12 protein-coding genes are annotated in these 11,943 nt (G+C 34.6%); 5 read left to right on the top strand and 7 right to left on the bottom strand.

The genetic code is table 11. The features are described from left to right. The 4 genes from D0T87_RS22915 to D0T87_RS25210 all read right to left on the bottom strand — a co-directional run. Positions 1-429 (bottom strand): hypothetical protein (locus D0T87_RS22915; protein WP_163178387.1); only part of this gene is annotated, 429 nt, incomplete at its 3' end. A gap of 171 nt (positions 430-600) precedes the next feature. Then, the gene (locus D0T87_RS22910; protein ID WP_163178385.1) at positions 601-984 is read right to left on the bottom strand and encodes a hypothetical protein; all 384 of its coding nucleotides are present in this window, start codon (positions 982-984) and stop codon (positions 601-603) included. 318 nt (positions 985-1,302) lie between these two features. Further along, complete coding sequence (locus D0T87_RS22905) at positions 1,303-3,099, bottom strand: RNA-binding domain-containing protein (protein ID WP_163178383.1); 1,797 nt, start codon at positions 3,097-3,099, stop codon at positions 1,303-1,305. Positions 3,100-3,130: 31 nt separating this feature from the next. Then, positions 3,131-3,328, bottom strand: coding sequence for a hypothetical protein (locus D0T87_RS25210; RefSeq protein WP_163178389.1), 198 nt, complete (start codon positions 3,326-3,328; stop codon positions 3,131-3,133). Positions 3,329-4,178: 850 nt separating this feature from the next. Here D0T87_RS25210 and rhuM point away from each other — a divergent pair. From rhuM to D0T87_RS22880, 3 genes are all read left to right on the top strand, one after another. Further along, a complete protein-coding gene (gene rhuM, locus D0T87_RS22890) occupies positions 4,179-5,051 on the top strand; it encodes a RhuM family protein (protein WP_163178381.1) in 873 nt (290 codons plus the stop codon). A 102-nt stretch (positions 5,052-5,153) separates the two neighbouring features. Then, a complete protein-coding gene (locus D0T87_RS22885) occupies positions 5,154-5,426 on the top strand; it encodes a hypothetical protein (protein WP_163178379.1) in 273 nt (90 codons plus the stop codon). Positions 5,427-5,531: 105 nt separating this feature from the next. Continuing rightward, entirely contained in the window at positions 5,532-6,131 is a 600-nt protein-coding gene (locus D0T87_RS22880) for a recombinase family protein (protein ID WP_163178377.1), read from the top strand. Positions 6,132-6,288: 157 nt separating this feature from the next. Here D0T87_RS22880 and D0T87_RS22875 read toward each other — a convergent pair whose 3' ends face one another. Next, the gene (locus tag D0T87_RS22875; RefSeq protein ID WP_163178375.1) at positions 6,289-7,068 is read right to left on the bottom strand and encodes an IS5 family transposase; all 780 of its coding nucleotides are present in this window, start codon (positions 7,066-7,068) and stop codon (positions 6,289-6,291) included. Positions 7,069-7,230: 162 nt separating this feature from the next. On the opposite strand from D0T87_RS22875, the gene D0T87_RS22870 reads away from it, so the two are divergent. Then, on the top strand, positions 7,231-8,550 hold the full coding sequence (locus D0T87_RS22870; RefSeq protein WP_163178373.1) for a hypothetical protein: 1,320 nt from the start codon (positions 7,231-7,233) through the stop codon (positions 8,548-8,550). Between the two features lie 582 nt (positions 8,551-9,132). Here the strand turns inward: D0T87_RS22870 and D0T87_RS22865 are convergent. Further along, positions 9,133-9,552: a hypothetical protein gene (locus D0T87_RS22865; RefSeq protein ID WP_163178371.1), complete on the bottom strand. Its 420-nt coding sequence runs from the start codon at positions 9,550-9,552 to the stop codon at positions 9,133-9,135. Positions 9,553-9,582: 30 nt separating this feature from the next. Further along, positions 9,583-10,851: a hypothetical protein gene (locus D0T87_RS22860; RefSeq protein WP_163178369.1), complete on the bottom strand. Its 1,269-nt coding sequence runs from the start codon at positions 10,849-10,851 to the stop codon at positions 9,583-9,585. Positions 10,852-10,989: 138 nt separating this feature from the next. Between D0T87_RS22860 and D0T87_RS22855 the strand changes: the two genes are divergently transcribed. Continuing rightward, a complete protein-coding gene (locus tag D0T87_RS22855; RefSeq protein WP_163178368.1) occupies positions 10,990-11,895 on the top strand; it encodes an exodeoxyribonuclease VII large subunit in 906 nt (301 codons plus the stop codon). Positions 11,896-11,943: the final 48 nt, after the last annotated feature.

The raw sequence follows: 11,943 nt of genomic DNA, 5'->3' as shown, positions 1-11,943 counted from the left end.
TAACCCAATACATACAAGACCAAAAAAACAAATGAATGGTTTGAAGAATGCTTTCATCCCACACCTAAAGAAGTGGGCTTTCAGGGGACAAAAGCGTAATTCATCAAAAGATTTAGCTAGGTTAATATTTCCCGTATATTGAATTAAATTATATCCATAGGCTAGAAGTGTTGAGCATGATATACGATGTTGATGGGGGTGTTTCCCACAGGTTGAACTTACTGCTCCAGCTGCAAATATTATAGCTTCTTCTAATGATGGGAATTTTCTTATCTCATCAAAGAAGTATTTGTCCTTAAAAGAATTTCTAGAAGATTTGTAATCAGCCATGAGAATTTCCAGCCTGGCGTCTAATGGCATATCATCAGGGAAATTGAATTCATCTTTGTCACGACAACCTTTTTTTCTATGAACAGAAATACATTTCATGGATTAAGTATAAAATTAACAATGAGACTGAATCAGATATATCATAATAAATAAAGCCCATGCTGACGAGTTTTATTTATATGCCATTTAATTTTCATTTCAAGTCTCAAGATTTACTCATATTAGCGTAACTATGGCGTTAACCAAGCACAAGAGATTTTCTTTGAACAATTAATTACTTTCTAATCGACGACATTTAGTAACTAGATCAACAATCCCATCTGCATTCCATGATCTATATTCCAAATTATTATTATCTAAAATATAAAATCCACTAACATTATAATTTTTCCCAGGAGGCAACGACAACAGGATACTGTCCCCATTAAGAGTATAGTGATAATCATATCGGAAGACACCTAATCCTGCACTAGAATAAATCTTACAACATTCAGTTACAGAAGTAAAAATCACATATTCCGTCCCTAAACTATTTAGAGCTTCTGAATTTGATGCTTCAGACTCATGTACCCACATCGTTCCGACTAAACCATTTTCTTTTTTACATGATAGGAATGAAATTGTCAAAATAAACAGAAATAATACTTTTTTCATAAGAATTGGAATTTACAGATTAATTAAATGCAAATGTATTAAAAATTGCCATAAAGTCAAGAATAAATGATTTATATTTTGGTTTATTTTTAAACTACAAATTTGGATCATTGGGATTGCACAGATTGATAGGTCGCTAGTTACGACCATAATTCATGTCCATTTCCAAATAAATCAACAAAACATTCCCATTGACAAGTTTGTAATTATGATAAAATTGGGGATGGACAATTCTCTTTATATTTAGACAAATCCATGTTAGAATTGTGTGATTAATAACCTTTTAAATAAGTTCTATCACAAACATTCGGTCTATGATTATTTATAATATTTCTCAATCAATTCTTTAATTTCACCTTTAAGTGAATAAGTTTTATTTCTTGACCCACCAGGGTTATCTATTAATTTTTGTTTTGTTAAAACATAAATAATTCGATCCACCGGAGATTTACTATTATAATCAAGGAATTCATAAATTTCCTCTCTGGTAACTGATCCTTTCATCCCAATAAACTCTAAAAGATCTGCAACTTTTCCTGTGTTTTTGGGGGATGGGATGCTTATATTTTTATTTTTGACTGATGCCGATTTATAAGCGTTCTCAACAGTTTTTACGACTTTTCCTCGAAAGATCATCCATTGATAGTTTTTTGTGGGGTTGGTATTATCTTGCTTTTCCTTTCTTGTAAAAAGAAAAAAAGCTATACTTGGTTTGTCTCCAGCTTCAGTACTTCTATGAGCATCTATTTCAGTGCCCGTTTGAACGCCTGCTTCAGTACCCGTTTGGACATCTGCTTCAGTGTCCGTTTGAACACCTGCTTCAACACCCGTTTGGACATCTGCTTCAGTGTCCGTTTGAACACCTGCTTCAACACCCGTTTGAACGCCTGCTTCAGTGCCCGTTTGAACATTTTTACTATCTGAGATAATTACATTTTGAGCTAAAGGCCGTGGAATAATCATTTTGAAGACACTTCCTTCAATAAACAGAGCTTTATCTACTCCAGAATACTGTTTGATATATTTAGATACATAAAAAGCTCCTGAACCTAATTTTTCAACGAATCCAAGTGCCATAAAGAAGTTACTTATTAATGGGTTTTTAGGATGATGATAGGGTGAGTTTAAATCTAAAGGTCCCTGTTGGAAAGGATTGCTTGCATTACTAGTTTCGACTCTATCTTTATATATAATAAATGTAGCTATTGCATGACTGGCATATTCACGGTGGACAATGAGATTGGCAACTATTTCTCTGAAAATTTTGGTGCGTAAACTAATTCTTTGATCACCTTCAAGATGAAATTTATCTGGCAGATGTTTCTCGACAAACGACATTAGTTTCTCATAAGCGTCCAATAAATTAGTTTGGATGATTATTCTATCATCGAATCTTTGATCTTCTTCGCCAGAAATTTTCACTATAGCATCAATTTCATAGTGAGGTATGACACCTCTAATTGTTTCATCTGTACCAAAGACAAGTGCAGCGGCAAGCGTATAACCTTCTATTCCAGTATTAAAATCCCGTTTAAAAAATCCTGCGTTTCGTAATAAAGCTTCATTGTCTAACCCTAGCCATATGTGATCTGGATTCATAGATCTAATATATCCTCTTGTCTTATCAAATATTGCTGGGTCAAAATGTTCATATTTTAAAGCTGGAAACACTTTATTTTCAGTAAAATATCCAAGTTTTCTCGCATATAATTTATTTATGTCATATGCCGGAACAGGAAAATCACCTTCATCGCTCCGGTCATAATGTATATTACGAAAAGTATGTACCATAGAACTCTCTGGAATCGGAATGTGGATAACCCATTTCCCGTCTATCTGTCCCTTATCAGGAAATAATAAAAAAGGAGGATTGATGTTTGTATGATCGTTAGATAAGTCTGCAATATTTTTAATAAGTTTATTAACTTGTGTTTCATCTACACCAGTAATATTGTTATTGTCATCTACGCCCAGAATAATATCTCCACCTTCTCTATTTAACATAGAACAAACAGAGTCCCACATAGATTTAGGTACTGCTCTTTTGGCTTCTTTAAATTCTAAACGAATGCTTTCCTTTTGCTTGATGAGTGATTTAATGTGATTTATATCCATTATTATAATATTAATTTTATGCAAAGATAGTTTATAATTCTTTCTTATTGTTCCTATTAGGACTAACTAATACAGCTTGCTTAATTATAGCTTTTCTGGTAAATACTGTACCATTACCAGATAGGCCAGCATGGCTTAAAGTAGAATAAGTCATACCAACTTCTTCAGGAGTTAATACTGAGTAAACAGCAGATATCTTTGAGAAGTAATAGTCCTTACCTTTTCCCATTAGGTGTACATGAATAACTTTTCCTCTCTTATTCCCGACTAATTCACTTTGTTTGATAATAGCTACCTTAGTAGTTACAGTTCCATTTCTGGATTTTATAGCCCGGGATAACGGATCGTAGGTCATACCAACTTCTGCAGCTGTCAGGACCGAATAAATAGCAGAAACCTTGGAAAAGTAATGATCTCTGTGCTGGCCGATAATATGAACATGAATGACATTTGCCATATTTTGGAGTAAGTATTTTGCAAATATACATAATAAGTATAAATATGGAGTAATAATTTATTGAACTATCCGACATATTTCAAAACTAAACGTCTTCTTTTTCGATTTCTTTTAATACACTCTGTGTGGCTTGTGTGGCATATAAATACGCTGTCCCTGTCACGGCTGAGTCCCATATTACCTTTGATTACGGTGGTCATAGGTCCACTGTAATTTAAACCTTAAGAAAATGAAAATAACAGATGTTTCGTGCTGTTCGGATCGAAATCAAATTTCAGACGGTTTCAAAGGCTTCAAATCCTTAGAGGTGAAATTTTTAAATCAATTTTGTATGAACACTTTTTTGAAATTTTGCCAGTGGGTGCACTCAATCCCTTTTCTTATGGATGTTGAGTCCTATTTGAATGCTTATACTTTAGTAGAAGAAATTGCAATTTTGTTAGTACGGCTTTTATAGTCGTACTACTAATCCTTTCTTTGTTAGGATTTGAAACCCGAATAGATTTACTTCGATTTAATTATAATAAAATCGTAAAAGTGTAAATCATCAAAATATTGCTTGTAACATGAGTTTATATTATTCGATTGTTGTATATTTGTAGTTTCAAATTAAATCGTAATAATGGAAGCTCAAGGAGAAATTATACTATATCAACCGGATGAAGCGGTTAAGATGGAGGTAAGACTGGAAGATGAAACTGTTTGGTTAACTCAGTCACAAATGGCAGAATTATTTGATGTAAAGGAAAACACTATTACTTACCATATAAAAGAGATATATAATACTAATGAACTAGAGGTAAATCCAACTACTCGAAAAATTCGAGTAGTTCGAAAAGAAGGTACTCGAAGCGTAAACAGGAATATTGATTTTTATAATTTGGATGTGATTATATCTGTAGGATATAGAGTTGGCTCTAAACGAGGAGTTCAGTTTCGTCAATGGGCTAGTCAAATCCTAAAAGACTATCTCTTAAGAGGATACTCCATAAATCAACGATTGAATCAATTGGAGAATAATATAAATACAAGATTCATTGGTCAACAACAACAAATTAAGCAGCTTCAGGATAAGGTAGATTTCTTTGTGCGAACTTCTCTCCCACCGGTCGAAGGTATTTTCTTTGATGGCCAGATATTTGATGCCTATACATTTGTTACTAATCTAATTAAATCTGCAAAACAGAGTTTAGTTTTGATTGACAACTATGTCGATGAGAGTGTTTTATTAATGTTCTCAAAACGTTCCTCTGGAGTAAAAGCTACTATTTATACTGGGAACATCACTCCACAACTGAACTTAGATTTATCAAAGCATAACAGTCAATATCCCAAGATTGATATAAAACAATATAGGCAATCCCATGATCGCTTTTTAATAATTGATAATACAGATGTATATCATATAGGAGCTTCATTGAAAGACCTAGGGAAGAAATGGTTTGCTTTTTCTAAAATGAATATCCCGGCAGTGACGATCATTAGTTTGCTGTAATATGCATTTTTTGCATAATGCTTAAATATAATCCAACTGGTAATATATGAGTTGTCGCAAATTTTGCGACAGTTCAGAAGATAATGATAAAATAGAAAAGGTATGGCTATAGAAAAAGTTTCGGTTATCACTCTTCGCTTCACTAAAGAAGAAGCGGAATATCTTGAGGTGTTTAAGAAATTAGTAGGGAAGAAAACTGCAAGTGAAGCATTGAGGTATATTATTAGTGAGTTTCCTCGTTGGAATAAAGTAGCTAAGGAAACGTTCGATGAAAGCAGAGATATCAAAGCTAAATATGATAAAATCAAGAAGACTAATACCAATTTTATGCTGGCTTTCCAAGATATGGTAAATATTGTAAATGGAGATAATTGATAGCTACTCTATAAGTCAAATTATTAGTTTCATATATTGAGTGCTAGCAAATCCTGAGATTTATATTATTTTTTGGATATTGGCTAGTAGCAAAAATGATAAGTCATGAAAATAGGATATGCACGTGTTTCTACACCTGGGCAAAAATTAGATATTCAGAAGAAACTCCTAAAAGAGAATGGCTGTGAGCTGATCTTTACAGATAAATATACCGGTACCAGGTTCAATCGTCCGGGATTCGAAGAGTGCCTTCAAAAACTACGCAAAGGAGATACCCTAGTCGTTTGCAAGCTTGATAGGCTTGGAAGATCATTACGAAGTGTACTTGAACTGCTTGATAAATTTCAGGAGGACGGCATTGCCTTTATATCTCTTCAGGACAACATAACCACCGAAGGACATTATGGCAAGTTGATGACCAACATACTTGGAGCGTTGGCTCAATTCGAGCGTGATGTTATTGTAGAACGAACGTCAGCCGGCCGGCAGCTGGCCAAAGAAAAAGGAGTGGTATTTGGAAGACCCAAAGGTGGAATAAATAAAGAGCATGAGGCGAAAGTCAGTAGTTGTGCTAGCTTATATCGATCAGGAGAAAGTGTTGTTAATATAATGAAGGTGTTGAATATAAAGAGTCTGGAAACTATATATCGGTACCTGCGGAAGAGTGGGATTGAACCTAATAGAAAAGTTAGGCAAAAGAAATAAAAAGCACGACATTTTGGAAGATGGGTGGATTCCCTATTACTGACCACATCATTTAGGGAGGTAGATCGTCTGTAAAGTCATCCCAAACGTATCCATACAAATAGGGTGACTTTGAATTTGTAGCTACATTGTTGTATGCCGAATGGAAACAACTATTTTATTCAAATATTATAAGAGCCTGTTTAAATTTTTTTAATAATAATCTTATTGTTGCAATTTTGACCATTTCCTCTGCTGCATCAAATGTCGTTTCGTAATTTCGGCACAGCCTTCTATTGGTATCCAGCCACGCAAAGGTTCTTTCTACCACCCACCGCTTTTTTATAGGTCTGAATCCTTGTTTGCTATAATTACTAATAACTACTTGTAATACATAGCCGAAAGTCTTTCTGACATACTGGGCTAATTCACCCCTGTATCCTCCATCGGCAATTATAGTTTTAACTGAAGAACATAATTCCTTGAGCACCCGCATCAATAGGATAGCGGCTTTACTATCATGTATATTAGCTACAGTTATCATAATAGCGATTAAGAATCCATTTTTATCCACCACAACATGCCGTTTTATACCTTTAACTTTCTTGTTCCCATCTATACCATTAAGAGATGTATTATTGCCCCAGCGTACACTTTGACTATCTATAATCCCAACAGAGGCAGCAGCATTTTGTCCCAAGTGAACTCTAACTTTAGAGCGTAAATGACCCAATAGTAAATCAAATTCTTCCAGAACAGACCATTTACGGAAATAGTAATAAACCAATTCCCATTTGGGATAATCTTTAGGTAACATACGCCACTGGCAGCCCGTTTTCACCAAATAGAATATAGCATTCCATATCTCTTTTAAATCATGCTTTCGCTTCCTGGGTTGTGGTAATAAAATTTTTTCCATATATTGCCACTGGGTTTCCGTTATATCTGTTGGATACATCTCTTTTAGGTTTGGTCACTTCAAAGAAAGATGTTTATCAGAGAATATGGAAACCCTTTATTCTTTTATTTCAAGAAAATTTAAACAGGCTCTAAAAATACTGATAAGCTTTTTGCTAAATCTATTTAATGGGTATTTTTGCAGGAAATTAATTTAAATTTTATGAATGACAGACGTTATCTTCATGCAGAAACACTAGGTTTTTATATTCCAAATATGTTCCACTTACATATAAAAGGAAGTATTGATTTATCTAATTGGAGAAAATGGGATAAAGAAACACAGTGTACATTCTTCCATGAATACATTCATTTCCTTCAAGACATAATGACAAGTACAGGATTATATAATATTTATGTTAATGGGGAATATTTATCTTACGCTACGAATTATTTATATAACCAACCTAAAGGAATGTTTAATCGCCCCATCTCGTCCCCACCTGATATTAATAATGTGGCGTATAACATAGAAATGAATAAATTTGTAATAGCACAAATAAGCCTGCCCCCAAATATAGATAATATAAATTTCAAAGTTACAGGAAAGGCAAGGACTGAAGATAATTTTAAAAACTATAATGGGCAGCGAATCAATCTAATTAAAGTATATATTCCCTTTTCTGATAAAGGGAATAGGTATGAATTTAAGCTAGGGAGTTACCATATCTCTGAAAGTATGGCATATTTAGCAGAGCAAATAATGTACGGGAATCCTCCTATGGTTCCATCTCCCAATTATCCCTATTCCATTGTAGAGCAATTAGCTGATTGTTATGTGCCTCAATTAAGTAAGAATAAACAGTTTTTATTTGCATTATGTGATTTAGCTCTGAATTTTACACATCCGGCAAAAGTGCTGATCGATTACTTAGTGATAGTTGAAGAAAAAGGAATACAACCTCAATGGGAAGATACAATAGAAGAATTTATTTCAAATAGTGTTATTGAAACAGGGGATGGAAAAAGAATTTCTTACATCGATGGTATCAAAGAAATAAAAGACCTAGCAATTGATAGCATGAATAGACGATTTGCTACTATTGACCATATTCTTTTAAAAAAATGGATATTTGCTGTAATTGAAACAACATTTGAATGGAGAAAAGACGATCCGTTGATTTTATCAAAACTTATTTCTGGAGGTCCGTTGGAGGAAAATAAAGTATTTAATGATTTCATTACATTAATAGGGTCACCCCTTCTGTCTAATGGTAAAAATGAAACATTCTTTTATAATACAGCAGACATAAAATTATCAAAAAGAAAGCTGGCGCACCTTCTTGCTGCAGGTAGTATTATACGTATCATGAAAGGTTTTAATGACTGTTTGTTATATGATTACTGTAAGGCTGACAATAGATGCGTAAATAAAGTTTGCCAAACAAAACCGTGGAAAAAAGCTCGTTTCCTGTGTGCTTGTCCTTTTGGACATTTATGGTATGGTTGGAAATTACACGGGTATTTTCCTAAAACCAATTAGTCATACTAATTGTAAAACGGCTTTTTGCTTTATTTTTTGATTAAATGAAAAATATTCATGATTATAGGCGGTGCAAGTTTTTGAGGAGAAATACTACCCAAGTGATGGAGATTTTTAATCAAATCCGAAGGACCTGAACTTGCATTGGCGTAGACATCTTTGCAGTTAAGAAAAGGACGATAAATGAGAGTATGGGTGTAGGACCTTAGCCTGGAGGAGCGACGGATCAGATTACAACAGAAAATATTATAATTAAATAAATTCCGCTGGAGCGAAGTGATAATTTTAAAGTTTCTTAATCATGAGTTCATTAAAAGATAAATATCTGTATAAATAAAGACTGCTTCTGTAGCATTCTTAGCATTAGCAATAGAATAGTCCAATAAACTATCATCCAAAGGTGGAATGCTTGCAGGAGAACCATCTTCTTTTTGGATACTTGAAAATTCCTGGATACTTGACTAATTACTTCATCTCGTCTAATGTATGGAATTTCGAGTAATAGTCTCGGTTGAGGAATAGATGTTACCGTTGTTCTAGTCCTAAATGCTGCATAAAGTGATATATTTGCCTTTTAAAAGTTTAGTCTTCATATATACGAATTCCCCAACCGTCTAGGTTTGGCAAAAGCCAAAGTGGAGGTACACCTTGCTTGATGGAAGGAACGGGAACCATAAATTCACTAAGTGGATCGGGTCCATTAATGAAAGGTTCCGTATTGAGCTCTACTAATTCACGCCACAATACCTCAGACTCTTTTTTTGATGTGCTTTCGACAATAGATGGTGTAACATTTTTGTACTGAATCACATACCATACTTCAAGACTTCGCTTAGCATCACTTAACATACTTGTTTTAGCCTGATAAACATCAATTAAATCGTAAACATTTGTCTTATTATCAAGTTCATCAATAGTTCTGATCCATGCCGATCGCTTGTCGTTAAATGCCCATTCAATAGCAGTTAACAAATAATTTATATATGGATAGTTGCTGTTCATTTGTCTTTTCTATTTGTCTATTATTAGTACTTATATTCGTCCCCAACCATCAATTATTGGGCCTAACACAATTTGAGGATTAAGTGCTCGCCAATTACGCAGCTTTTCTCCATATTTTATTTTTATATCTTTAGGTGCTGGAGCGGGTTGTCCTTGGACAGTTAACTCTTGAGTTGCTTCGTCTTCTAGACGTGCTTTTTCAATATTTGATATTATAGGTGCTGTCAGACGTACATTCAATTTGCTAGATAATTGTTGTCTGCCTTTACCGAACATACCACCAAATGTGCTTAATGCGTTCCAAACTTGCTGATCATTATCGACTAATCCAAAATTATCAATCGTAAGTGGATTATGTACCGTATTATTGACATCATTTCTTGAATTCCCTGGATTTATTCCTACGTTTGTTCTCGTATAATTTATTGTCATACTAAGGATGATAAGTCTTTCAGCATTATCAATATTGATTTGATTCAATAAATCATCTATAGCAGTATTGACTTGGGCTAAGGCTGTTATTCTGGCTCGATCAGCTTCCTCTCTTTGCATATCAGTTGCCAATGTAGGAAGCAGTGCTAGGAAAGAGGTACTATTATTCCGGAGACCCCAATTACAAGCTGATATTAAACGGTTTCTGAACCTTACTCGAATTTCCAAAGGGTGTAGCGTTCGTGTAACATTATAGTTCCCAGACTCTCCTTCGCCTGGTTCCCAATTTAAAGCATTACCTCCATTGTTATCTCCACGAATTCTATCTTCGAATGGTGTCCATTGGTCCTCTGCAGCGCCCGCCCACCAAGCTACATTACTTTCATTTCCCGCCCCACCAAACTGTTTTCCATAGGCATGTGCCCGGTGAAATGTAGCTGTGGGAACAAGCTGAGCTCCAGCCCAATTTGTAAACAAATCGGTGAATCCAATAGTATTACTAGGATCTTCTCCTGTACGCTGGTCTTGATTCCACATATAAAGATCAGGTCCATTAAATCGCTCCGCATCAAGCCGGACAGGTCCCGATTGCGGATTTACAGAAATGAGAGCCAACTGTGCAACGTCAGTAGATAGAAGCCTTGTATTATTGGTTTTTTTTTCTCGTAGGATAGATTCTTTTGATTCTGAAGGAGCAGATTCTAAATTTTCTTGAATAAGTTCCTCATCTTCTTCCCCTGCATATCGCTGTATATTCCGTTCTTTATATTGCTGAAGAATCACGCCAAGAGGTGCTTGATTGGATGCTTTGGGATTGTTATCCAGGGTTCGGGGTTGGTTTTCAGATTTTGATGTATTTTCCTTCATAGTGAATGTTGTTAAGTTGTTATAAAGATAATACTTATTTACAGAATACCAATTGTATAGAAGGGAAAATAAATGTTTCTATTATGATAGACAAAATGAATGAGATTGTCTAATTTTGCAAATAATAAATAATTGCTCATGGAGATACTTCCTAATAATAGTGACAAACAACTATCACAGTTTTATACGCCTACGGAGTTGATGAATATATTCCGTGATATGCTACACGAACAGAATACTAGCCGAAAAGCTATTTGGATGCGGGGCATCTATCTGGTTAATTCAAATTCCAATTATTATAATTATGATATTTTGAGAGATGAACTTACTGGTGATGAAATTACTCTGTATGTTGGCAGTGAGTTAAAACAGAAGGTGTCAAACGGGAATTTAGTCATGGTCGCTGGGGTTGTTTCTCGAGAGGTTAGGAAAGGTGGAAATATTCAAATTCTATTGAAAGTAACACGTATTGAGGTAGTCCAAGAACAAATAATAAGTGAAACTGATATTAAGTTGGCTGAACTAAGGAATATTAAAGTAAAGAAGGGTTTTCGTACTATAGACACGCTTTTAGAAAATAAGCTATATACTGAAGTTAGGCCTAAAATAGCCTTGCTTTATGCAGATGGCTCAATAACACATAAAGACTTTCTCGCTGGCAAATCTGCTGCATCATCTCATATTGACTTTGAAGAACATAGGGTGTCTTTTGCAAGAGTAAGTGATTTTGCTAAAATGCTAAAAGATTTAGATAGTAAGAGTTTTGATGCAATAGCCATCATACGTGGAGGTGGATCAGGTATTGAAGCTGTTGATGACCTTGTAATCATAGAAACAATTATATATATGAGAACTCCTGTAATCTCTGCTATTGGACATGATGATGACAAGTTGTTTATAAAAAACGTTGTCGATAAAGTTGTGGCGGTTCCTCACGCGCTTGGAACATACTTTAAAGATATTGTTGAGCGAGTCGTTGCAGAAAAGGCTAAAATTGACATACTCCCATCCCTAAAGAAATGGGATTCGGTTTTCAAGCAATGATAGCCTGCTTTGCAGGTCTTACATCATCTATTCCCAGAGTTGATGTCC

The organism is Bacteroides sp. 51, assembly GCF_010500965.1.
GTDB lineage: Bacteria > Bacteroidota > Bacteroidia > Bacteroidales > Bacteroidaceae > Bacteroides.
The sequence above is the reverse complement of the archived record's forward strand: the minus strand, read 5'-3'. Positions and strand labels throughout refer to the sequence as shown.

Excerpts from the sequence above, each read along its gene's own strand:
- rhuM (WP_163178381.1), top strand. The coding sequence starts at position 4,179 with ATGGAAGCTCAAGGAGAAATTATACTATATCAACCGGATGAAGCGGTT.
- D0T87_RS22880 (WP_163178377.1), top strand. The coding sequence starts at position 5,532 with ATGAAAATAGGATATGCACGTGTTTCTACACCTGGGCAAAAATTAGAT.
- D0T87_RS22860 (WP_163178369.1), bottom strand. The coding sequence starts at position 10,851 with ATGAAGGAAAATACATCAAAATCTGAAAACCAACCCCGAACCCTGGAT.
- D0T87_RS22905 (WP_163178383.1), bottom strand. The coding sequence starts at position 3,099 with ATGGATATAAATCACATTAAATCACTCATCAAGCAAAAGGAAAGCATT.
- D0T87_RS22875 (WP_163178375.1), bottom strand. The coding sequence starts at position 7,068 with ATGTATCCAACAGATATAACGGAAACCCAGTGGCAATATATGGAAAAA.
- D0T87_RS22910 (WP_163178385.1), bottom strand. The coding sequence starts at position 984 with ATGAAAAAAGTATTATTTCTGTTTATTTTGACAATTTCATTCCTATCA.
- D0T87_RS22885 (WP_163178379.1), top strand. The coding sequence starts at position 5,154 with ATGGCTATAGAAAAAGTTTCGGTTATCACTCTTCGCTTCACTAAAGAA.
- D0T87_RS22865 (WP_163178371.1), bottom strand. The coding sequence starts at position 9,552 with ATGAACAGCAACTATCCATATATAAATTATTTGTTAACTGCTATTGAA.
- D0T87_RS22870 (WP_163178373.1), top strand. The coding sequence starts at position 7,231 with ATGAATGACAGACGTTATCTTCATGCAGAAACACTAGGTTTTTATATT.
- D0T87_RS22855 (WP_163178368.1), top strand. The coding sequence starts at position 10,990 with ATGGAGATACTTCCTAATAATAGTGACAAACAACTATCACAGTTTTAT.
- D0T87_RS25210 (WP_163178389.1), bottom strand. The coding sequence starts at position 3,328 with ATGGGAAAAGGTAAGGACTATTACTTCTCAAAGATATCTGCTGTTTAC.